16 protein-coding genes and 1 tRNA gene are annotated in these 23653 nt (G+C 72.8%); 15 read left to right on the top strand and 2 right to left on the bottom strand.

The features are described 5' to 3' along the window. The 7 genes from MHY49_RS08015 to pyk form a co-directional block, all read left to right on the top strand. Window positions 1-798: indole-3-glycerol-phosphate synthase (locus MHY49_RS08015; RefSeq protein WP_239203503.1), on the top strand; the 798-nt coding region annotated here is incomplete at its 5' end. Then, on the top strand, window positions 795-2225 hold the full coding sequence (gene trpB / locus MHY49_RS08020; RefSeq protein ID WP_239203504.1) for a tryptophan synthase subunit beta: 1431 nt from the start codon (window positions 795-797) through the stop codon (window positions 2223-2225). The genes MHY49_RS08015 and trpB, both read left to right, overlap by 4 nt. Next, a complete protein-coding gene (gene trpA / locus MHY49_RS08025; RefSeq protein ID WP_239203505.1) occupies window positions 2222-3100 on the top strand; it encodes a tryptophan synthase subunit alpha in 879 nt (292 codons plus the stop codon). Before trpB ends, trpA begins: the two co-directional genes overlap by 4 nt. Further along, window positions 3097-4101, top strand: coding sequence for a prolipoprotein diacylglyceryl transferase (gene lgt / locus MHY49_RS08030; protein ID WP_239203506.1), 1005 nt, complete (start codon window positions 3097-3099; stop codon window positions 4099-4101). Before trpA ends, lgt begins: the two co-directional genes overlap by 4 nt. Before the next feature lie 247 nt (window positions 4102-4348). Next, window positions 4349-8917 (top strand): glutamate synthase large subunit, encoded by a 4569-nt coding sequence (gene gltB / locus MHY49_RS08035; protein ID WP_239203507.1) that lies wholly within the window; start codon window positions 4349-4351, stop codon window positions 8915-8917. Continuing rightward, window positions 8910-10388 (top strand): glutamate synthase subunit beta, encoded by a 1479-nt coding sequence (locus MHY49_RS08040; RefSeq protein WP_239203508.1) that lies wholly within the window; start codon window positions 8910-8912, stop codon window positions 10386-10388. Before gltB ends, MHY49_RS08040 begins: the two co-directional genes overlap by 8 nt. A 204-nt stretch (window positions 10389-10592) precedes the next feature. Then, a complete protein-coding gene (gene pyk / locus MHY49_RS08045; RefSeq protein ID WP_239203509.1) occupies window positions 10593-12065 on the top strand; it encodes a pyruvate kinase in 1473 nt (490 codons plus the stop codon). 148 nt (window positions 12066-12213) lie between these two features. Here pyk and MHY49_RS08050 read toward each other — a convergent pair. After that, window positions 12214-12296: transfer RNA gene (locus MHY49_RS08050), tRNA-Leu, on the bottom strand. 201 nt (window positions 12297-12497) lie between these two features. Between MHY49_RS08050 and MHY49_RS08055 the strand changes: the two genes are divergently transcribed. Together MHY49_RS08055 and MHY49_RS08060 are read left to right on the top strand one after the other, a co-directional pair. Next, on the top strand, window positions 12498-13157 hold the full coding sequence (locus MHY49_RS08055) for an ANTAR domain-containing response regulator (protein WP_200500617.1): 660 nt from the start codon (window positions 12498-12500) through the stop codon (window positions 13155-13157). Between the two features lie 91 nt (window positions 13158-13248). Continuing rightward, the gene (locus tag MHY49_RS08060) at window positions 13249-14604 is read left to right on the top strand and encodes an ABC transporter substrate-binding protein (RefSeq protein ID WP_239203510.1); all 1356 of its coding nucleotides are present in this window, start codon (window positions 13249-13251) and stop codon (window positions 14602-14604) included. A gap of 43 nt (window positions 14605-14647) precedes the next feature. On the opposite strand, the gene MHY49_RS08065 is transcribed toward MHY49_RS08060, so the two are convergent. After that, window positions 14648-15088 carry a hotdog fold thioesterase gene (locus tag MHY49_RS08065; protein WP_239203511.1) on the bottom strand — a complete coding sequence of 147 codons (441 nt, stop codon included), beginning with the start codon at window positions 15086-15088 and terminating at the stop codon, window positions 14648-14650. Window positions 15089-15147: 59 nt separating this feature from the next. Here MHY49_RS08065 and polA point away from each other — a divergent pair, with 59 nt between their 5' ends. The 6 genes from polA (at window position 15148) to aroB (ending at window position 23651) form a co-directional block, all read left to right on the top strand. Continuing rightward, the gene (gene polA / locus MHY49_RS08070) at window positions 15148-17868 is read left to right on the top strand and encodes a DNA polymerase I (RefSeq protein WP_239203512.1); all 2721 of its coding nucleotides are present in this window, start codon (window positions 15148-15150) and stop codon (window positions 17866-17868) included. A gap of 247 nt (window positions 17869-18115) precedes the next feature. Beyond that, a complete protein-coding gene (rpsA, locus tag MHY49_RS08075; protein ID WP_200500621.1) occupies window positions 18116-19606 on the top strand; it encodes a 30S ribosomal protein S1 in 1491 nt (496 codons plus the stop codon). A 158-nt stretch (window positions 19607-19764) separates the two neighbouring features. After that, the gene (locus MHY49_RS08080) at window positions 19765-20595 is read left to right on the top strand and encodes an HAD-IIA family hydrolase (RefSeq protein WP_200500622.1); all 831 of its coding nucleotides are present in this window, start codon (window positions 19765-19767) and stop codon (window positions 20593-20595) included. 76 nt (window positions 20596-20671) lie between these two features. After that, window positions 20672-21913, top strand: coding sequence for a chorismate synthase (gene aroC / locus MHY49_RS08085; RefSeq protein WP_281391962.1), 1242 nt, complete (start codon window positions 20672-20674; stop codon window positions 21911-21913). Then, window positions 21910-22524: a shikimate kinase gene (locus MHY49_RS08090; protein ID WP_239203513.1), complete on the top strand. Its 615-nt coding sequence runs from the start codon at window positions 21910-21912 to the stop codon at window positions 22522-22524. Before aroC ends, MHY49_RS08090 begins: the two co-directional genes overlap by 4 nt. Further along, window positions 22521-23651, top strand: a complete 1131-nt coding sequence (aroB, locus tag MHY49_RS08095) for a 3-dehydroquinate synthase (protein ID WP_239203514.1) — start codon at window positions 22521-22523, stop codon at window positions 23649-23651. Before MHY49_RS08090 ends, aroB begins: the two co-directional genes overlap by 4 nt. The last annotated feature ends 2 nt before the right edge of the window (window positions 23652-23653 follow it).

Here is a 23653-nt window from a genome sequence, read left to right on the forward strand (position 1 = left end):
GCCCTCGAGCGCCTCGCCGCCCAGACCGCCCCCGCCCGCGACGCCCGCGCGAGCCTGGAGGGCGACGGCGGCACGCTGGGCCTGATCGCCGAGGTCAAGCGACGCAGCCCCTCGAAGGGCGACCTCGCCGAGATCGCCGATCCCGCCGCACTCGCCCGCATCTACGCGGGCGCCGGCGCGAGCGCGATCAGCGTCCTCACCGAGCAGCGCCGCTTCGGCGGCAGCCTCGCCGACCTCGACGCGGTCCGCGAGACCGTCGACGTCCCCGTGCTGCGCAAGGACTTCACCGTCGAGGACTACCAGGTGCTCGAGGCGCGCGCCCACGGGGCGGACCTCGTGCTGCTCATCGTCGCGGCCCTCGACGACGCCCTCCTGAAGGACCTGCACGACCTCACCCGCGAGCTCGGCATGCAGGCCCTCGTGGAGACCCACACCGCCGCGGAGCTCGAGCGCGCCCTCGCCCTGGACCCCGCCATCGTGGGCGTGAACGCACGCGACCTCACCACCCTCGACGTGCACCTGGACCGGGCGACCGCCCTGCTCGGCGACATCCCCTCCGGGATCCTCGCGATCGGGGAGTCCGCCGTCGCCTCGGTCGCCGACGTCGAGTCCTACGCCCGCGCCGGGGCCGACGCCGTGCTGGTCGGCGAGGCCCTCGTGACGGGGCCCGACCCCCGCCGCGGCGTCGAGGAGTTCCGGTCCGTGCGCCGCGTCGGCCGCGTGGGCCGCGCCGGCGGGGACGACGCGAGCGGCGTCGGCACGAGCACCACGACCACGACCCCCGGAGGCGACGCATGAGCGAGAACCTGTTCCCGCGCCCCGACACCCCGCTGCGCAGCGAGGCCGGCCCCTACTTCGGCGACTTCGGCGGGCGCTTCCTGCCCGAGGCGCTCGTGCCCGCGCTCGACGAGATCCGCGAGGCCTACGAGAAGGCGATCGTCGATCCCGACTTCGTCGCCGAGCTCCAGCGCCTCTCCCGCGAGTACACCGGACGTCCGTCCCTGCTCAGCGACGCGCCGCGGTTCTCCGCCCTCGCCGGCGGCGCCCGCGTGCTGCTCAAGCGCGAGGACCTCAACCACACCGGCAGCCACAAGATCAACAACGTGCTGGGCCAGGCCCTGCTCACCCAGCGCATGGGCAAGACCCGCGTGATCGCCGAGACCGGCGCCGGCCAGCACGGCGTCGCGACCGCCACGGCCGCTGCCCTGTTCGGCCTGGACTGCACGATCTACATGGGAGAGGAGGACACCGAGCGCCAGGCGCTGAACGTGGCGCGCATGCGCCTGCTGGGCGCCGAGGTCGTCCCGGTGACCCATGGCTCGCGCACCCTCAAGGACGCGATCAACGAGGCCTTCCGCGACTGGGTCACGAACGTCGAGACCACCCACTACCTGCTGGGCACCGTCGCCGGACCCCACCCGTTCCCGGTGATGGTCCGCGACTTCCACCGCGTGATCGGCGAGGAGGCCCGCGAGCAGGTCCTCGAGCGCACGGGCGCCCTGCCCGACGCCGTCGTCGCCTGCGTGGGCGGCGGCTCGAACGCCATGGGCATCTTCCACGCCTTCCTCGACGACGCCGACGTCCGGCTGATCGGGTGCGAGGCCGGCGGGGACGGCGTGGCCACCGGCCGCCACAGCGCGACCATCGGCGGCGGCAGCCCGGGCGTCCTCCACGGCGCCCGCAGCTTCGTCATGCAGGACGAGGACGGCCAGACCATCCCCTCCCACTCGGTGAGCGCCGGCCTGGACTACCCGAGCGTCGGCCCCGAGCACGCGTGGCTCGCCGACATCGGCCGCGCCGAGTACCGCGCGATCGACGACGACGCGGCGATGGACGCCTTCGCCCTGCTCTCGATGACCGAGGGCATCATGCCCGCGCTCGAATCCGCGCACGCCCTGGCCGGGGCGCTCGCGCTGGGCCGCGAGCTCGGCGAGGGCTCCACCCTCCTGGTGAGCCTCTCGGGACGCGGCGACAAGGACGTGGACACCGCCTCCCGCTGGTTCGGGCTCCTGGACGAGACCTCCGACGGGTCCGACGGGACCGACGGGTCCGCCGGCGCCGCCGCTCCTCGCGGAGACCTCGCCGCCCTGCGCGACCTCGCCCGCAGCACCCTGCCCACCGACCGCGCCGCCGGTCCGGAGACCGCCGGCCCGGAGACCGCAGGTACGGAGACCGCCGCCGCAGTCGATCCCGCGACGCCCCTCACCGAGGAGGAGACCCGATGAGCACCACCGCGCGGCTGCGCGCCGGAGACGTCCTGGAGCGCACGCGCGCGGAGGGCCGCCCCGCGCTCGTCGGCTACCTGCCCGTCGGCTTCCCCGACCAGGAGCGCTGCATCCAGGCGGCGCGCACCCTGGTGGACAACGGCGTCGACATCCTCGAGCTGGGACTGCCCTACTCCGACCCCGTGATGGACGGGCCCGTCATCCAGCAGGCCGCGACCGCGGCGCTGGCCGGCGGCACCCGCACCCACCACGTCCTCGAGGCCGTTGAGGCGCTGCGGGGGAGCGGCGCGGCCGTCCTGGTGATGACCTACTGGAACCCCGTCCTCGCGCAGGGCGTCCCCTCCTTCGCGCATCGTCTCGCCGCCGCGGGCGGCGCCGGGCTCATCACCCCCGACCTCATCCCGGACGAGGCGGGGGACTGGCTCACCGCGAGTGAGGAGGAGGGCCTGGACCGCGTGTTCCTCGTGGCCCCGAGCTCCCCGCGCGAGCGCCTCACGCACGTCGTCTCCCACGCCTCCGGCTTCGTGTACGCCGCCTCGACCATGGGCGTGACAGGCACCCGCGACTCCGTCGGGGAGGCCACCCGGGGGCTCGTCGAGCGCACTCGCGCCGCCGGCGCCCGCAACGTCTGCGTCGGCCTCGGCGTCTCCACCGGGATCCAGGCGGCGGAGGTCGGCGCCTACGCCGACGGCGTCATCGTCGGCTCGGCCTTCGTCAAGGCGCTCATGGAGGACCTCGCCGCGGCGGCAGCCGACGGCGCGGCCCCCGGGACGGAGCCCTCTGTCGAGGCGGCCGTCCCCATGCCACGGCTCGCGGCGAAGGCGCGGGAGCTGCGCGAGGGCGTCGAGAGCGCCCGGAGCGGAGCGCGCGCATGATCCTCGCCGACATCCCCAGCCCCACGATCTCCGCGATCCATCTGGGCCCGCTCGAGATCCACTTCTATGCCCTGTGCATCCTCGCGGGCATCGGCGTCGCCCTCTGGTGGGCCACCAAGCGGTGGGAGTCCCGCGGCGGCAAGGGCGAGGACATGTTCGACATCGTCTTCGCCGCCGTCGTCGCCGGCATCATCGGTGCGCGCATCTGGCACGTGCTCTCCTCTCCCGCGCCCTACTTCGGAGCCGACGGCAACCTCCTGGACGTGCTCAAGATCTGGCAGGGCGGCCTCGCGATCTACGGCGCCGTCGCCGGCGGGGCCGTGGCCGTGTGGTTCATGGCCCGCCGCAAGGGGATCTCCTTCGTCGCGCTCGCGGACACGATCGCGCCGACGCTCATGGTCGCGCAGGCCATCGGACGCCTGGGCAACTGGTTCAACCAGGAGCTCTACGGCCCGCGGACGACCCTGCCCTGGGGACTGGACATCTCCTGCGTCCAGAACGGCGGGACCATCCCCGGGTGCGTGCCGGGCACCTACCACCCGACGTTCCTCTACGAGCTGCTGTGGAACCTCATCGGCGTGGTCGTGCTGCTCGCGATCGCGAAGCGCCTGCAGCTGGGCGGGGGCCGCGTGTTCTGGCTCTACGCCGCGATCTACTCGGCGGGCCGCGCCTGGATCGACGCCATGCGCACCGAGCCCGTCGCGATGATCGGTCCGCTGCGCATCCACACCGTGCTGGCCCTCGTCGTCCTCGTGATCGCGATCGTCGTGCTCGTGGTGCTCACCCGGCGCCGGCGTGCGCGCGGGGGAGAGGTCCTCGCGGCCGACGGCTCGTGGACCCTGCCCGCAGGGTCCACGGCGGGCACGGCGGCCTCCGCGGATGGGCCGACCCCTGAGGCGTCGCCCGCCCCCGCCGACCCGTCCTCCGCCGAGGGCGCCGACGGCGCGGACCGCTCCGCCCCCCGCAGCGCGCCGCGCGGCCGCCGCCGACGCGGCGACTGACGGCCCGCGGAGACGGACCGCGCGCACCGGCCCGCTCCGCGCGTCGGCCGACACCGCGCGCCGCCGGGACGCGCACCTGGCGGACCGCCGTCTCACGATGCGACTGCTGAGATTTCGCACGGCGGACGCAGGCAGTAGCCTGTCCCGACGGCAATCGGGGCCCCGGGTGGCTCCCTGCTCTCCGGGACCCGCGTCACGGCCCCTCTGCGGGCCACGGTCCACAGCACCGGCCCCGGAAGGAACGCCCATGATCCCCCTGCGTTCGCGGTTCTCCGCGCAGCCACCGGCCACCGGCCTGTACAGCCCCGAGGACGAGCACGACGCCTGCGGCGTCGCCATGATCGCCACCACGCGCCGCGCCCCCGGGCACGACATCATCGAGCACGCCCTCACGGCGCTCGAGAACCTCGACCACCGCGGAGCCGTCGGCGCCGAGGAGACCACGGGCGACGGCGCCGGGATCCTCCTGCAGGTGCCCCACCGCTTCCTCGCCGACGCGGCGGCCGAGACCGGCGCCGCGCTCCCCGCGCCGGGCGCCTACGCCGTCGGCCAGGCCTTCCTCGCCCAGGATCCCGAGGCGCGCGCCCTCGAGGTGGAGCGCGTCGAGCGCATCGCGGAGGACGAGGGCCTGCGCGTGATCATGTGGCGCGACGTGCCCGTCGTCGACGGCCTCGTCGGCCCCAGCGCCCGCGCCGCGCAGCCGCACTTCGCACAGGTCGTCCTCGAGGACGCCGCGCACGAGCGCACGGGCCTGGATCTCGAGCGGGCCGCCTTCGCCGTGCGCCGCCGGGTCGAGCACTCCACGGGCGCCTACTTCGCGAGCCTGTCCACGCGCACCCTGGTCTACAAGGGCATGCTCACCACCACGCAGCTCGGAGAGTTCTACCCCGACCTGCGCGATCCGCGCCTCGAGTCGACCGTGGCGATCGTCCACTCGCGCTTCTCGACCAACACCTTCCCGGCCTGGCCGCTCGCGCACCCCTTCCGGATGCTCGCCCACAACGGCGAGATCAACACCGTGGTCGGCAACCGCAACCGACTGCGCGCGGCAGAGGGGCGCCTGGCCTCGCCCCTGTTCGGCGAGGACCTGGGCCGCCTGCTGCCCGTGAACTCGCCCGGGGCCTCGGACTCCGCGAGCCTCGACGAGGCCCTCGAGCTGCTGAACCTCGCCGGCCGCTCCGTGCCCCACGCGATGATGATGCTGGTCCCGGAGCCCTGGGAGAACGACACCTCGATGGACCCCGACCTGCGGGCGTTCTACGAGTTCCACGCGATGATCCAGGAGCCCTGGGACGGCCCCGCCGCGCTCGTCTTCAGCGACGGCGACATGGTCGGCGCGAAGCTCGACCGCAACGGCCTGCGCCCCCTGCGCTACTGGGTGAGCGACGAGGGCCTCGTGGTCCTCGGCTCCGAGGCCGGCATGATCGAGATGGAGCCCGAGCGCGTCGCGCGCAAGGGGCGCGTCGCCCCCGGCGAGATGTTCGCCGTCGACCTGGTCGGCGGCCGCGTGCTCACCTCGCAGGAGGTCAAGGACGAGGTCGTCGCGAGCAGGCCCTGGCGGCGCTGGCTCTCCGAGCAGAAGGTCGACATCGCCGATCTGCCGCAGCGCGAGCCGATCTGGCACTCGCGCTCCTCCGTGGTGCGCCGCCAGCAGACCTTCGGGTACTCCGAGGAGGAGCTGCGCATCCTGCTCGGCCCGATGGCGGCCAAGGGCGCCGAGCCCATCGGCGCGATGGGCACCGACACCCCCACGGCCGTGCTCTCGGACCGCCCCCGCCTGCTCTTCGACTACTTCACCCAGCAGTTCGCCCAGGTCACGAACCCGCCGCTCGACTCGATCCGCGAGGCAGTGGTCACCAGCCTGGGCGTCGCGATCGGCGAGTCGCGCAACCTGCTGGACGCGACCGCGCTGCACGCGCGCCAGCTGTCCCTGCCCGCGCCGGTCATCGACAACGAGCAGCTGGCCCGGATCCTCACCATCGACTCCGATCCCGGGACCGCGGACTTCCACACCACCCGCCTGCGCGGCCTCTACCGCGTGAGCGGGGGAGCCGCCGCTCTCGAGGAGCGGATCCAGGAGATCTGCGAGGAGGCGGTGCGCGCGATCGACGACGGCGCGACCTTCCTCGTGCTCTCCGACCGCGACTCCAACGCGGAGCTCGCCCCGATCCCCTCGCTGCTGCTCACGAGCGCCGTCCAGCACCACCTCATCCGCACCGGCCGACGCACCCGCGCGGCCCTCCTGGTCGAGGCGGGCGACGTGCGCGAGGTCCACCACGTCGCGCTGCTCATCGCCTACGGCGCGAGCGCCGTGAACCCCTATCTCGCCATGGAGAGCGCCGAGGACCTCGTCAGCCGCGGCGTCGTCGGCGACATCAGCGGCGAGCAGGCGGTCGCGAACCTCCTCCAGGCCCTCGCCAAGGGCGTCCTGAAGATCATGTCGAAGATGGGCATCTCGACGGTCGCCTCCTACCGCGGCAGCCAGCTCTTCGAGGCCGTGGGCCTCTCGCGCGAGCTCGTCGAGCGGTTCTTCCCGGGCACCACCAGCCGCATCGACGGCATCGGGCTCGACGTCATCGCCGAGGAGAACGCCTCCCGTCACGCCCTCGCCTATCCGCGCGACGGCCTGCGCAACGCGCACCGCCGCCTCGACGTCGGCGGCGAGTACCAGTGGCGCCGCGAGGGGCCGCCGCACCTGTTCACCCCCGAGACGGTGTTCCGCCTCCAGCACTCCACGCGCTCGCGGCAGTACGAGGAGTTCCGCCGCTACACCGAGCTCGTGGACGACCAGTCCACGCAGCTGATGACCCTGCGCGGCCTCATGCGCCTGCGCACCGACGAGGCCTCCCCGGTGCCGCTGGAGGAGGTCGAGCCGGTCTCCTCGATCGTCACGCGCTTCATGACCGGCGCCATGAGCTACGGCTCGATCTCCCGGGAGGCCCACGAGACGCTCGCGATCGCCATGAACCGCCTGGGCGGCATGTCGAACTCGGGGGAGGGCGGCGAGGAGCCCGACCGCCTCCACGACCCGGAGCGCAACAGCGCCATCAAGCAGATCGCCTCAGGCCGCTTCGGCGTGACCAGCGAGTACCTGACCTTCGCGCGCGACATCCAGATCAAGATGGCGCAGGGCGCGAAGCCCGGCGAGGGCGGCCAGCTGCCCCCGGAGAAGGTCTACCCGTGGATCGCCCGCACCAGGCACTCGACGCCCGGCATCGGCCTGATCTCCCCGCCGCCGCACCACGACATCTACTCGATCGAGGACCTCGCCCAGCTCATCCACGACGCGAAGTCCGCGAACCCCGCGGCCCGCGTCCACGTGAAGCTCGTGTCCCGCTTCGGCGTCGGCACGGTCGCCGCCGGCGTCTCCAAGGCCCACGCCGACGTCGTCCTCGTCTCCGGGCACGACGGCGGAACCGGCGCGAGCCCCCTGAACTCCCTCAAGCACGCGGGCACCCCCTGGGAGCTCGGCCTCGCCGAGACCCAGCAGACCCTGCTGCTCAACGGGCTGCGGGACCGCATCACCGTGCAGGTGGACGGCCAGATGAAGACCGGGCGCGACGTCATCATCGGCGCGCTCCTGGGGGCCGAGGAGTTCGGCTTCGCGACCGCCCCGCTCGTGGTCTCCGGCTGCATCATGATGCGCGTGTGCCACCTGGACACCTGCCCCGTGGGCGTGGCCACACAGAACCCCGAGCTGCGCGCCCGCTTCACCGGGCAGGCCGACTTCGTGGTCACCTTCTTCGAGTACATCGCCGAGCAGGTCCGCGAGCACCTCGCCTCCCTCGGCCTGCGCTCGCTCGACGAGGCCGTCGGCCGCATCGACCTGCTCGACGTCGAGGACGCCCGCCGCCACTTCAAGCAGCAGGGCCTCGACCTCGCGCCGGTGCTCGCCGCCCCCGAGGTCTTCGCGGGCGACCACGTGCGCCGCATGCGCGGCCAGGACCACTCCCTGGAGAAGGCGGCCGACATCCCCTGGATCGCCGCCGCCGAGCCCGCGCTCGAGCGCGGCGAGGCCGTCGTCATCCGCGACCGCGTCCGCAACATCCAGCGCACCGTCGGCACCCAGCTGGGGCACGAGGTCACCCGGCGCCACCGCGCCGAGGGCCTGCCCGAGGACACCATCCGCCTCGAGCTCGAGGGCACCGGCGGGCAGTCGCTCGGCGCCTTCCTGCCGCGCGGCATCACCATGGAGCTCACGGGCGACGCCAACGACTACGTCGCCAAGGGCCTCTCCGGCGGCGTGCTCGCGATCGGCCACGGCGAGGGCACCCCGTCGTCGCTGACCTCCGCGACCATCGCCGGCAACACCTGCGGCTACGGCGCGACCAGCGGCAAGCTGTTCCTCGCCGGCGCCGCGGGGGAGCGCTTCGGCGTGCGCAACTCCGGCGCCACGATGGTGGTCGAGGGCATCGGCGACCACGGCGCCGAGTACATGACCGGCGGCGCCGTCGTCATCCTCGGCGCGACCGGCAGGAACCTCGGCGCCGGCATGAGCGGCGGCACCCTGTTCGTCCTCGACCTCGACGAGAGCGACCTCAACCCCGCCGACGCCCCGACCTTCGAGATCACGCCCGTGCGCGAGGACCACCGCGAGTTCGTGCTCGAGGCCGTGCGCGAGCACGCCCGGCGCACCGGCTCCGACCGGGCCCACGCGCTCCTGGCGGACGAGGACGACCTGATCTCGCGCCTCGTCGAGATCGCCCCCCGCGCGTTCCTGCGCGTCACCGAGATCCGAGACCGCGCCCAGGAGGCCGGCATCGACCCCGATTCCCACGAGGTGTGGAACGAGATCCTGGAGGGTTCCCATGGCTGATCCCCGCGGCTTCCTGAAGACCCGCGACCGCGAGCTGCCCGCGCGTCGTCCCGTGCCCCTGCGCCTCATGGACTGGCGCGAGGTCTACGAGTCCCGCGAGCAGGGGCGGCTCGGCGTCGTCTCCCGCCAGGCGGGCCGCTGCATGGACTGCGGCATCGCCTTCTGCCACCAGGGCTGCCCGCTGGGCAACCTCATCCCCGAGTGGAACGAGCTGGTCTACCGCGAGGACTGGCGGGACGCCTCCGAGCGCCTGCACGCGACCAACAACTTCCCCGAGTTCACCGGGCGCGCCTGCCCCGCGCCCTGCGAGTCCAGCTGCGTGCTCGGCATCAACCAGCCGCCCGTGACCATCAAGAACATCGAGGTCTCGATCATCGATCGCGCCTTCGACGAGGGCTGGGTGACGCCCCAGGAGCCCGAGCGGCAGACCGGTCGCTCGGTCGCCGTGGTCGGCTCCGGGCCCGCGGGCCTCGCCGCCGCGCAGCAGCTCACGCGCGCCGGCCACTCCGTGGTCGTCCTCGAGCGCGACGACCGCATCGGCGGGCTCCTGCGCTACGGCATCCCCGAGTTCAAGCTCGAGAAGCGCCACGTGGACCGCCGCCTCGAGCAGATGCGCGCCGAGGGCACCCGCTTCCGCACCGGTGTGGACGTGGGCGGCAGCGGCGAGGGCGCGATCAGCATGGAGCAGCTGCGCCGCCGCTTCGACGCGGTGGTGCTCGCGACCGGTTCGCAGATCCCGCGCGAGCTGCCCGTGCCCGGCCGCGAGGCCGCGGGCATCCACCCCGCCATGGAGTACCTCACGCAGGCGAACCGCCGGGTCGAGGGCGACGAGGTCGCCGACCAGATCAGCGCCGAGGGCAAGGACGTCATCGTCATCGGCGGCGGCGACACCGGCGCCGACTGCCTGGGCACCGCCCTGCGCCAGGGCGCCCGCTCCGTCACCACGCTCGCGATCGGCTACCAGCCGCCCACCGAGCGCGACGAGGCCCACCCCTGGCCCACGCACCCCGTGCTCTTCGAGGTCTCCGGCTCCCACGAGGAGGGGGGCGAGCGCAGCTACCTCGCCTCCACGACCGGCTTCGAGGTCGGCGAGGACGGCGAGGTCACCGGCATCCGGGTGGCGCGCACGAGCGTCCAGGACGGCCGCCGCGTCCCCACGCCGGGCACCGAGAAGGTGCTGCCCGCCCAGCTCGTGCTCATCGCGATGGGCTTCACCGGCCCGCGCCGCGAGGGCGCGCTCGAGCAGGCCGACGTCGAGCTCGACGACCGCGGCAGCATCGTGCACGACGAGTCCTGGCGCACGAGCGCCGACGGCGTGTTCACCGCGGGCGACTGCGCCCGCGGGCAGAGCCTCATCGTCTGGGCGATCGCCGAGGGCCGCTCCTGCGCGGCCGCCGTGGACGCCCACCTGATGGGATCCACGGCCCTCCCGCAGCCCGTCGAGCCCCACGCCCGGGCCCTCTCCGTCTGAGCCGGAGGCGGGCGGCCGCCGGTCGTCGCCGGCCGCCCGCCGTTCTGCGACCGGTGGCCGGTCGCCCTGCCCGGCTCCGCCGCGCGGACAGTACACTGGACGGCGACGGATCACAGCGGTGCGACCCGTGGCAGCGCGTTGCCCGGATGCACCCCGCTGCGACGGGGATGCGCGCCCCCACACACCTCCGATAGATGGGTTGACATGCGAAAAGCCAAGATCGTCTGCACACTGGGCCCGGCGACGAGCTCGTATGAGCAGATCCGCACGCTGATCGACGCCGGGATGAACGTGGCCAGGATGAACCTGAGCCACGGCACCCACGACGACCACGAGAAGGTCTACGCGAACATCCGCCGCGCAGCCGATGACCTGGGACGCAACGTCGCGGTCCTCGTCGACCTCCAGGGACCCAAGATCCGGCTCGGGAACTTCGCGGACGGCCCCCACCAGCTCGCCGTGGGCGACGAGTTCACCATCACCACCGAGGACGTCGAGGGCACCAAGGAGCGCGTCTCCACGACCTTCAAGGGCCTGCCCGGCGACTGCCGCCCGGGCGACGTCCTCCTCATCGACGACGGCAAGGTGTCGGTGCGCGTGACCGACGTGTCCGACACCGAGGTGCGCACCGTCGTCGAGGTCCCCGGCCCCGTCTCCAACCACAAGGGCATCAACCTGCCCGGCGTGGCCGTCTCGGTCCCCGCCATGAGCGAGAAGGACATCAACGACCTGCGCTGGGGCCTGAACCTCGGCGCCGATCTGATCGCCCTGTCCTTCGTGCGCGACGCGCACGACATGGACGACGTCCTGCGGATCATGCAGGAGGAGGGGCGCCGCGTCCCGGTCATCGCCAAGATCGAGAAGCCCCAGGCCGTGCGCGCGCTGCGCGCGATCGTCGGCGCCTTCGACGGCATCATGGTCGCCCGCGGCGACCTCGGCGTCGAGCTGCCGCTCGAGCAGGTCCCGCTCGTGCAGAAGCGCGCGATCGAGCTGGCACGCCGCAACGCCAAGCCCGTCATCGTGGCCACCCAGGTGCTCGAGTCGATGATCGAGAGCCCGCGCCCCACCCGCGCCGAGGCCTCGGACTGCGCCAACGCCATCCTCGACGGGGCCGACGCGGTCATGCTCTCGGGCGAGACCAGCGTGGGCAAGTACCCCTTCGAGGCCGTGCGGACCATGGCGCGCATCGTCACCAACACGGAGGAGAACGGCGCCGACCGCATCCTCCCGCTGGGCACCATCCCGCACACCCGCGGCGGCGCCATCACCCGCGCGGCGGCGGAGATCGGCAGCCAGCTGTCCGCCCAGTACCTGGTGACCTTCACCGAGTCCGGGGACACCGCGCGCCGCCTCGCGCGCCTGCGCCCGTCCATCCCCCTGCTCGCCCTCACCCCCTACGAGCACGTGCGCCATCAGCTCGCGCTCTCCTGGGGCATCGAGGCGCACCTCGTGCCGATGCAGAAGAACACGGACGAGATGGTCCTCGTCGTCGACGAGCTGCTGCGCGAGCACAAGGGACTGCAGAAGAACGACCTGGTGATCGTCGCCGCCGGCTCGCCCCCCGGCGTCCACGGCTCGACGAACACCCTGCGCGTGCACCGCATCGGCGACCTCGACGGCGCCGAGTCCGCGCGGATCGAGGCCGACCGCATCGCCGCCGGCACCCAGGAGTCCTGAGACCCCGGGGCACCGGCGGCACCCGCGGGGCGTCCGGCCGCACCCCGGGCGCCCCGCGACCGGAGGCGCATCCGTCGCGCAGCACGAAGGGCCCCGTTCCCGGATCCGATGCTCGGATCCGGGAACGGGGCCCTTCCGCGTCCTCGTGTACCGGGTGCGGGACTCGAACCCGCACGCCCTTGCGGACAGCGCATTTTGAGTGCGCCGCGTCTACCATTCCGCCAACCCGGCGCGCCCGCGGGGGAGAGGGGCATGGGAGCTCCCGTGACCCTGCTCGCCGTGCGGACCCGCGTGACCGCTCACGACGGGCCCTCGCGGGACAGCTGGTCTAGGATAACGCGTGTGCGACGCGCGCCGAGCGGGCGTCGCGACCGCATGCATCAGCGCTCCGGCCAGCACCGGAGCGAGCCACAGGAAGTGAGCGCGTACCCCATGAACGATGTCACCCCCGACGAGGTCCCCCTCGATCTCGATGCCAAGGCTCCCGAGGAGGAGGCCCCTGCGAAGGGCCGTCGCACCGCCGTCGTCGCGGAGGACGAGAGCCTGATCCGGATGGACATCGTCGAGACCCTCACCGAGGCCGGCTTCGACGTCGTGGCGGCCGTGGGCGACGGTGTGAGCGCCGTCGAGAAGACCCGCGAGCTGCGTCCCGACATCGTCGTGCTCGACGTGAAGATGCCCAAGGCCGACGGCGTCACCGCCGCCGAGAAGATCGGCGAGGACAGCCTCGCGCCGGTCGTCATGCTCACCGCCTTCTCGCAGGGCGAGCTCGTCGAGCGCGCGCGCGACGCGGGCGCCATGGCCTACGTCGTCAAGCCCTTCACCGCGGCCGATCTGCTGCCGGCGATCGAGATCGCGATCTCCCGCCACGCGCAGATCGTCGAGCTCGAGAACGAGATCGAGGATCTCGGCGAGCGCTTCGAGACCCGCAAGCGCGTGGACCGCGCGAAGGGCCTCCTGCAGTCCAACATGGGGCTGAGCGAGCCCGAGGCCTTCCGCTGGATCCAGAAGACGTCCATGGATCGTCGTCTGACCATGCGCGAGGTCGCCGACGCCGTCGTCGATCAGCTCGGCGGGCGCGGGAAGGACTGACGAGGTCCTCACGGTCCGCCGTCCGCGGCGGTCCGTGACCCCTCCTGCTCGCCCACGACCCCGCAGCCCGAGTCGCGAGAGAGGCCGCCGCATGAGCATCTCCCGGCGCGCCCTCGCGCGCTCGCTCGTCGCGGGCGCCCTCGGCACGACCGTCCTCGCCGGCTGCAGGATCGGGCCCCTGGGCCGGGGCGATGCGACGACGCCCGCCGCGGGCGACCCCTCCGAGTCCGTGCCGGACGAGCCCCTGCGGATCGGCGCGATCCTCACCACCGCCGGTCCCGTCGGCCAGACGCATCCACAGGTGATCGCCGCGATCAACCAGGCGATGCGCGAGATCAACTACGACGGCGGCGTGTTCGGGCGCGAGGTGGAGCTGATCGAGCCGCGCATCGTCGAGTCGGCCGACGACGACCTCGGCGCGATCGCCGAGGAGCTCGCTGCCGCCAAGGCCTCCGCTCTCGTGCTGTCCGTGGACGACGCCCAGCTCGCGAAGCACCTCGCGGCGATCGCCGACACCGGGATGGCGCTGGTCTCGCCGACCTCCAGCTCCACGCGCGTGCGCTCGGGCTCCGCCGGCTCCGGTCTGCTGACCCGCCTGGCGCCGACGCAGGAGGCGATCGCGCGCCACCTCGTGGAGGAGTCCGTGGGCCTGCACCCCCAGAAGGGCGGCGCACCGGGCACGATCGCGTTCCTGGGCACGAAGGACGAGGCGTCGGAGAACCTCCGCGACCAGCTCACCACCCAGGGCCGGCCCCGCGGGGCGAAGCTCGTGCTCGAGGGGACCTACCCCTTCGGGAAGCTCGGCGACGCGAAGGCCTGGGCGAAGAAGATCGCGAAGGCGAAGCCCGCGATGCTCGTGCTCACGGGCGGCGAGGAGACCGGGACCCTGCTCGGCGCCCTCCACGACGAGCTCGCCGACGACCAGGGCCGGCCCCGCTTCGACATCGCCGTGCGTCTTCCGGGCCTCGGAGCCCGCGACCACGCGGGCGAGCACCTGCCGAAGGAGGCGCTCGAGGGGGCGCAGGCGATCCAGGCCGGTGGCGACGTCTCCGAGACCTTCCGCCTGATGATGCTCAACGCGGACTCGGACCTGGTCGAGCTCGGGCCGCCCGCCATGGGCGCCGCCACCCAGGCCTTCGACGCCGTGGCGCTCATCTGCCTCGCGGCGCAGCAGGCGCTCTCCCTCGAGGGGACGACGATCGCCGCCGCCATCCCGGATCTGCTCGTGGGGGAGACCGAGTGCGCCGACGTCAGCGAGTGCGTCGAGCGGCTCCGCGCGAGCCTGCAGTACGACGAGACCGCCTCGATCGCCTACGCCCTCGCGACCGGCGATCTCGCCCTCGGCAAGGACGGCGACCCCGTCTCCGGGGGCCTGCGCACCTTCACCTTCTCCGACGACGGGGCGATATCGGCGCCCACCACGGACGGCTTCGACCTCTCCGAGTAGCAGGGGCGAGCAGGGGAGGAGCGGCTCTCTCGCTCCCCCGGGGTCAGCCTCGCGGCGGCAGCAGCATGGTCGAGACCTGGATCGTGGACAGCAGCCTCTCCTGCTCGTCGACGACCTCGACGAGGTACGAGGCGACCTGCCGACCCAGGTGCTGGGCCCGGCAGTGCGCGGTGACGACCCCGCTGCGCCCCGAGCGGTGATGGGTGGCGGAGATCGAGGTGCCCACCGCCTGCGCCCCCTCGCCGTGGACGGCGCGCGCCTGCAGCAGGGCGGCCATCGAGCCGATGGTCTCGGCCAGGGCGATCGTCGCGCCGCCGTGGAGGAGCCCCGCCGGCTGCAGGTTCCCCTCGACGGGCATCGTCATCTCGCCGCCGTCGGGCCCCAGGCGCACGCAGCGCATGCCCATCGTCTCGCTCAGGGTGCCGCGCAGCGCGCCCGCGGCGAGCTCGGCGGCGGCTGTCTCGTGGGGATCCGTGGAGGTCATGGGGCCAGAGTGCCACAGCGCCGCGCGCGTCCGGGGGCGGCCCGTGCGAGACTTGACCCATGACCTCGAGCGAGCATCCCGGCAGCGACCAGGCACCCGTCCGCCTCCTCCTCATCGACGGGCACGCGATGGCGTTCCGCGCCTTCTTCGCGCTGCCCGCGGACGGCTTCACCGACGGACGCGGCCAGTCGACGAACGCCGTCTACGGCTTCGCGCGGATGCTGTTCAACGTGGTCGCCTCCGAGCGGCCCACCCACGTCGCCGTCGCCTTCGACATGGCCGGCGGCACCTTCCGCGATCGCATCTACGACCAGTACAAAGCCGGTCGCGACGAGACCCCCGCGCAGTTCATCGGGCAGATCGCGCTCATCCAGAAGACGCTCGACGCCCTCGGCGTGACCTGGCTCGAGGTGCCCGACTTCGAGGCCGACGACATCATCGCGACCCTCGCGACCCGCATGCGCACCCGCGAGCAGGAGGCGCTGATCGTCTCCAGCGACCGCGACGCCATCCAGCTCGTCGGCCCCGGGGTCACCCTGCTGCAGCCCGTCAAGGGCGTCACCGAGATGCGGCGCATGGACCCCGCGGCCGTCGAGGAGAAGTACCAGGTCACCCCCGAGCACTATCCGGATCTCGCGGCGCTCGTGGGGGAGAGCGCCGACAACCTCCCGGGCGTTCCCGGCGTCGGCCCCAAGACCGCCGCCAAGTGGATCGGGAAGTACGGCGACCTCGAGAGCCTCCTGGAGCACGCGGAGGAGATCACCGGCAAGGCCGGCCAGTCCCTGCGCGACCACGTCGAGGACGTGCGCCGCAACCGGGTGATGAACGCCGCCGTCACCGATCTGGAGCTGCCGGACGACGAGGTCGTCTTCACGCTTGGCCGCGGCGACCGCGCCGCCGTCCACGAGGTCTTCGACGACCTGGCCTTCGGCGCGACCATCCGCCGCGACCTCCCCGCCGTCTTCCTCCCCGAGGGGGAGGAGGGGACGGACGCGGCGGCCGACGAGCAGGCGGCCGAGCTGCCCGAGATCACCCGTCCCGAGGGCAAGGACCTCGCGGCGGCGCTGCGGGGACCCTTCGCCGGGGGCGCGGCGCTCGCGATCGACGGCACCTGGGAGCTCGGGCTCGGGGAGGCCCGCCGGATCGCCCTGTCCACCGAGTCGGCTCTGGCCGTCATCGATCTCGAGCGCCTCGACACCGACGGGGAGCAGGCCCTCGCGGCCTGGCTCTCCGACGCCTCCGTCCGCAAGGACGCGCACGACGCGAAGCTCGCGGTGCACGAGCTCTCCGCCCGCGGACTCGACGTCGAGGGCTGGGGCACCGACCTCTCCCTCGCCGAGTTCCTGTGCCGCCCGGACCAGAGGCCGACGGACCTCGCGGGCCTGGTCATGCGCCATCTCCAGGAGGAGCTCGAGGCGGAGCAGGCCGCGCCCCAGCAGACCCTGGACCTCGAGGGGGACGACGGCGCGGCCGACGAGAGCCTCGCCCGCGCGGCCGACGCCGTGCGCCGCCTCGTCCCGCTGCTGCGCACGGATCTCGAGGAGCACGAGGCGACCGCCCTCCACGACGATCTCGAGCTGCCGCTCGCGACGGTCCTCGGGGAGATGGAGGCCGTGGGCATCCAGGTCGAGGACGAGGTGCTCGCGGATCTCGACGCCGAGCACGAGCGCCGGCAGACCGAGGTCGCCGAGGCCGCGTTCTCGGAGATCGACGGGGAGCGCATCAACCTGGGCTCTCCCAAGCAGCTCCAGGAGGTCCTCTACGAGAGGCTCGGCATGCCCAAGGGCCGGCGCACCAAGACCGGCTACAGCACCAACGCCGAGACCCTCACGGACCTCTTCGAGAAGACCCAGCACCCCTTCCTCGCGCATCTGCTCGCCCACCGCGACGTCACCAAGATGCGGCAGATCATCGAGACCCTGCGGCGGTTCATCGCCGAGGACGGCCGCATCCATACGACCTTCCACCAGAACATCGCCGCGACGGGCCGGCTCTCCTCGAACAACCCGAACCTGCAGAACATCCCCATGCGCACCGAGGAGGGGCGGCGGATCCGCAGCGCCTTCGTGGTCTCCGAGGGGTACGAGCAGCTGCTCACCGCCGACTACTCGCAGATCGAGATGCGGATCATGGCGCACCTCTCCGAGGACGAGGGCCTCATCGAGGCCTTCCGCTCGGGCGAGGACCTGCACCGCTTCGTCGCCTCCCGCGTCTTCGACGTCGCCCCCGAGGACGTGAGCGCGGCGATGCGCTCGAAGACCAAGGCCGTCTCCTACGGGCTCGCCTACGGGCTCAGCGCCTTCGGCCTCGCCCGCCAGCTGCACATCTCGCAGGCGGAGGCCACGGGTCTGCGCGACGGGTACTTCGAGCGCTTCGGCGGCGTGCGCGACTTCCTGCGCGAGAGCGTCGAGCAGGCGAGGAGCACCGGGTACACCGAGACCATCCTGGGCCGCCGCCGCTACCTCCCCGACCTCACGAGCGACAACCGCCAGCGCCGCGAGAACGCCGAGCGCGTCGCCCTGAACTCGCCGATCCAGGGGAGCGCGGCCGACATCATCAAGCTCGCCATGCTGCGCGTCGCCGCCGACCTGCGGGAGGCCGGGCTGCACAGCCGCGTCCTGCTCCAGGTCCACGACGAGCTCGTCCTCGAGATCGCCCCGGGCGAGCTCGAGCAGGTGCGGGACCTCGTCGTCACCGGGATGGGAGATGCCTACGAGATCTCGGTGCCCCTCGAGGTCGGCGTCGGCGTCGGACGCACCTGGCTCGACGCCGCGCACTGACCCCGGCCCGACAGGACCCCGCTCGGTCCTCCCTGATCCGTCCCGCCCCGAACCGGACCCGGCGCGACCCGCTCTCGTCCGGCCCGCGCCCGGACCGCCGGGCGTCGCGCAGAACACTCCCGACGGCCCGGATCCCGGGTCGCGCCCGAGGCTGCGTGCTGGTACTCTGGACGGGTCTGTGCGCACCTGCGCCCGGGCACCAGATCGTCCACCCACTCATATCTGTCCCTACGGAGTTCCGACCTACATGACCGACACCACGACCCCCCAGATCGCCATCAACGACATCGGCGATGCCGATGAGCTCATGGCCGCCATCGACTCGACCATCAAGTACTTCAACGATGGCGACATCGTCGAGGGCACCGTGGTGAAGGTCGATCACGACGAGGTCCTGCTCGATATCGGCTACAAGACCGAGGGCGTCATCCCCTCGCGCGAGCTCTCGATCAAGCACGACGTCGACCCCGGCGAGGTCGTCGAGGTCGGCGACGAGATCGAGGCGCTCGTCCTCCAGAAGGAGGACAAGGAGGGTCGCCTGATCCTGTCCAAGAAGCGCGCCCAGTACGAGCGCGCCTGGGGCACGATCGAGCAGATCAAGGAGGACGAGGGCGTCGTCACCGGTCACGTCATCGAGGTCGTCAAGGGCGGTCTCATCGTCGACATCGGCCTGCGCGGCTTCCTCCCGGCCTCCCTCGTCGAGATGCGCCGCGTGCGCGACCTGCAGCCGTACGTCGGCCAGGAGATCGAGGCGAAGATCATCGAGCTCGACAAGAACCGCAACAACGTGGTCCTCTCTCGTCGCGCCTACCTCGAGGAGACCCAGTCCGCGGTCCGCTCGGACTTCCTGCAGACCCTGCAGAAGGGCCAGGTCCGCGAGGGCGTCGTCTCCTCGATCGTCAACTTCGGCGCCTTCGTCGACCTGGGCGGCGTGGATGGCCTCGTGCACGTCTCCGAGCTGTCCTGGAAGCACATCGACCACCCGAGCGAGGTCGTCGAGGTCGGTCAGAAGGTCAAGGTCGAGGTCCTGGACGTCGACATGGACCGTGAGCGCGTCTCCCTGTCGCTGAAGGCGACCCAGGAGGACCCGTGGCAGCTCTTCGCCCGCACCCACGCCATCGGCGAGGTCGTGCCGGGCAAGGTCACCAAGCTCGTCCCCTTCGGCGCGTTCGTCCGCGTCGAGGACGGCATCGAGGGCCTCGTCCACATCTCCGAGCTGGCCCAGCGCCACGTCGACCTGCCCGAGCAGGTCGTGTCGGTCGACCAGGACGTCTTCGTCAAGGTCATCGACATCGACCTCGAGCGTCGCCGCATCTCGCTGTCGCTCAAGCAGGCCAACGAGGGCGTCGACCCCGAGGGTGACGACACCACCTTCGACCCGGCGCTGTACGGCATGGCCGCCGACTACGACGAGAACGGCGAGTACAAGTACCCCGAGGGCTTCGACCCGGAGACCAACGAGTGGCTCGAGGGCTACGAGTCCCAGCGCGAGGAGTGGGAGGGCCAGTACGCGGCCGCCTACGAGCGCTGGACCGCCCACAAGGCCCAGGTCGCCGAGGCCATCAAGGCCGACGAGGAGTCCGCGAGCCAGGGCGGCGGCCAGCAGGCCACCACCAGCACCTCCTCGCCGGCCCCCGCCGCGGCTGCGCAGTCCTACCAGTCGGCGTCCTCCGACGAGGGCACGCTGGCCTCGGACGAGGCGCTGGCCGCGCTGCGCGCGAAGCTCACCGGCAACTGATCGGCTGATCTCCGGTCCGGGCCGGCAGGGCACCGCCCCGCCGCTCCCGGATCCCGGAAGCCCACGACGGGCGTCACCCCTACGGGTGGCGCCCGTCGTCGCATGCCGGGGCACGCCGGCCCCTGCGGGGGAGCCGCAGGACAGGGCACACTAGGGGCATGACCACCGCTCTCGAAGACCATCCCGTCCACACCTGGCTCACCGACATGGACGGCGTCCTCGTCCACGAGCAGTCGGCCCTGCCGGGCGCCGCGGACTTCATCGCCGCCCTCCAGCAGTTCGACCGGCCCTTCCTGGTGCTCACGAACAACTCGATCTTCACGCCCCGGGACCTGCGGGCACGGCTCTCGCGCAGCGGCATCGAGATCCCCGAGGAGGCGATCTGGACGAGCGCGCTGGCCACCGCGCGCTTCCTCGCCGAGCAGGCTCCCGGCTCCTCGGCGTACGTGATCGGAGAGGCCGGGCTCACGAGCGCCATGCACGAGGAGGGCTTCATCCTCGCCGACACGGACGTCGAGTTCGTGGTGCTGGGGGAGACCCGCACGTACTCCTTCGAGTCGATCACCCGGGCGATCCGCCTCATCGACAAGGGCGCGAAGTTCATCGCCACCAACCCGGACGTCTCCGGGCCGAGCGCCGAGGGGCCGCTGCCGGCCACGGGCTCGGTCGCCGCCATGATCACCGCGGCCACGGGGATCCACCCGTACTACGTGGGCAAGCCCAACCCGCTCATGATGCGCACGGCCCTGAACCGCATCGGCGCCCACTCCGAGACCTCCGTGATGATCGGCGACCGCATGGACACCGATGTGAAGTCCGGCCTCGAGGCGGGCATGCGCTCGGTGCTCGTGCTCACGGGCTCGACGGCGCAGCGGGACATCGCGAAGTACCCGTACCGGCCGACGACAGTGCTGCCCGGCATCTCCGACCTGGTCCCGCTCATCGAGCAGCTCACGCCGCACGAGGCCGTCGAGCTCGACGAGGACTGAAGGGGACGCATCCCTCGGGGCGGACCCGCTGGGACGGGGCGACCTGGGTCTGCCTGCACGTGAGAGGATCGGGGTCATGCTGCGCTGGCTCACGGCCGGGGAATCCCACGGCCCCTCCCTCATCTCCCTGCTCGACGGCGTCCCCGCCGGGATCGAGCTGACCAGTGACGATCTGCGCTCCGCTCTCGCGCGCCGCCGCCTCGGCCACGGCCGCGGCAGCCGCCAGAAGTTCGAGCAGGACGTGGTCGCGATCCACAGCGGCCTCCGCCACGGCCTCACCCTGGGCTCCCCGCTCGCGATCGAGATCGCGAACTCCGAATGGCCCAAGTGGGAGAAGGTCATGTCGGCCGACCCCGTGCCGCGCGAGGACCTGCTGATCGACGCCGGCACGGGCGACGAGCGCGAGATCGCCCGCAACCGCCCCCTCACAAGGCCCCGCCCGGGCCACGCCGACCTCTCCGGCATGCTCAAGTACGGCTTCGAGGACGCCCGCCCGGTGCTCGAGCGCGCGAGCGCCCGCGAGACCGCCGCACGGGTCGCCGCCGGGCGCGTCGCCGCGGCGCTGCTCGAGCAGGCCGCCGGCATCCGCCTGGTCTCCCACACCCTGGCCGTGGGCGCGGTGCGCGCCCCCGAGGACGCCGAGCTCCCCCAGCCGGCCGACTCCTCGCGCCTGGACGAGGACCCCCTGCGCTGCTTCGATCCCGCCACATCGGAGGCCATGGTCGCCGAGGTCGACGCCGCGAAGGCCGACGGCGACACCCTGGGCGGGGTCGTCGAGGTCCTCGCCTACGGGGTGCCTGTGGGCCTGGGCTCCCACACACAGTGGGACCGCAAGCTCGACGGCCGCCTCGCGCAGGCGATCATGTCGATCCAGGCCATGAAGGGCGTCGAGATCGGCGACGGCTTCACGACCGCCGCCCGTCGCGGCTCCCGCGCGCACGACGAGATCCTTCCCGCGCAGGACGCAGGGGAGGACCGCGAGTACCCGCGCGTGACCAACCGGGCCGGCGGCCTCGAGGGCGGCATGAGCAACGGCCAGGTCATCCGCGTGCGCGGGGCCCTCAAGCCGATCTCGACGGTCCCGCGCGCCCTGCGCACCGTGGACGTCACCACGGGCGGTGAGGCGACCGCGAACCACCAGCGCTCCGACGTCTGCGCCGTCGCCCCTGCCGCGGTGATCGCCGAGGCCATGGTCGCGCTCGTCCTCGCCGACGCCCTGCTCGAGAAGACCGGCGGCGACAGCGTCGAGGAGATCCGCGCCCACCTCGCCGAGACCGTCGCCCAGCAGTCGCGCCTCGGCGGCGCCCCGTCGGCGTGAGCACGGTGTCCACGGACCCGAGCCCGTCGGCCCCCGCGCCCGGCGCAGAGGATCCCGCCCCGTCGCCCGAGGGCGGGGGCCCGCGCCTGGTGCTCATCGGCCCCATGGGCGCGGGGAAGACCACCATCGGCCGGGAGGTCGCGCGCCGGCTCGGCGTGCCCTTCGCCGATCTCGACGAGCTGATCATCGAGGCCTCCGGTCGCAGCATCCCCGAGATCTTCGCCGCCCAGGGCGAGAGCGCCTTCCGCGACCTCGAGGCGAGGGTGCTCGCCCTCGCGCTCGAGGCGCACACGGGAGTGCTCGCCCTGGGCGGGGGAGCTGTCGTCGCCGAGGGCTCGCGCGCGCTCGTCGCCGCCCGCCCCGCCGTGCTGCTCGAGATCGACGAGGAGACGGCCCGGTCCCGCGTGGGGCGGGGCCGTGGCCGGCCGATGCTCGGCGGCGAGGACCCGCTGGGCCGCTGGCGCACCCTCACCGACGCGCGCATGCCGCTGTACCGCGAGGCCGCACGCTGGAGCATCGACGCGACCCATGGCGGGATCGACCAGATCGCCCGCCGCATCATCGAGACCCTGGAGGGCGCCGAGCCGCCCGCACCGAAGGAGCACGCATGAGCCCCGAGAACCCTGCCGACACCGACCCCGCCGGCACCGACGCCCCGGACACCAGCGTCATCCCCGTGGGCACGCCCACGGGCGGCTACGACGTCGTCGTGGGCCGCGGTCTGCTGGCGGGCCTGCCGCAGCGCATCCCCGCGAACGCCCGCCGCGTCGTCATCGTCCACCAGCCCAGTCTGCGCACCGTCGCCGAGGAGCTGCGCGAGGCCGTCGCCGCGACCGACCGCTCCGCCTTCCTCGCCGAGATCCCCGACGGCGAGGAGGCGAAGACCGTGCAGGTCGCGGGCTTCCTCTGGCAGGTGTGCGGGCAGGCGGAGATCTCCCGGAGCGACCTCGTGATCGGGCTCGGCGGCGGCGCCGCGACCGACGTCGCGGGCTTCATCGCGGCGACCTGGCTGCGCGGCATCGACGTGTTGCAGGTGCCCACCACGGTCGCCGCGATGGTCGATGCGGCCGTCGGCGGGAAGACCGGCATCAACACCGCCGAGGGCAAGAACCTCGTGGGCTCCTTCCACCCGCCGATCGCCGTGATCGAGGACCTCGACGTGCTCGCCGGGCTCGGCGCGCACGACGTCGCCGCGGGCCTCGCCGAGGTCGTCAAGGCGGGCTTCATCGAGGACACGCGCATCCTCGAGGTCGTCGAGGCCGACCCCGCCGCCGTGCTCGACATCTCGACCCCCGCCTTCCGCGAGATCATGGAGCGCGCGATCCGCGTGAAGGCCCGCGTGGTCTCCGCCGACCTCACCGAGACCGGTGAGCGCGAGATCCTCAACTACGGCCACACGCTGGGCCACGCCATCGAGCACAACGAGCGCTACCAGTGGCGCCACGGCGCCGCGGTGTCCGTGGGCATGATGTTCGCGGCCGAGCTCGCGCACCTCGCCGGCAAGCTCTCCGAGGCCGACGTGGACCGTCATCGCGACCTCCTCGTCTCCCTGGGACTGCCCACGACCTACCGCGGCCGCCAGTGGCCGAAGCTCGAGGAGGCCATGAAGCGCGACAAGAAGTCGCGCGCCGGCCTGCTGCGCTTCGTGGTCCTGGACCGCATCGGCAAGGTCTCGCGCCTCGAGGGGCCCGACCCGGCCCTGCTGCTCTCCGCCTACTCCGCGATCGCCGAGGACTGAGA

Origin of the sequence: Brachybacterium sp. ACRRE, from assembly GCF_022346485.1 — a bacterium.
In the GTDB taxonomy this organism is placed as follows: Bacteria; Actinomycetota; Actinomycetes; order Actinomycetales; family Dermabacteraceae; genus Brachybacterium; species Brachybacterium halotolerans.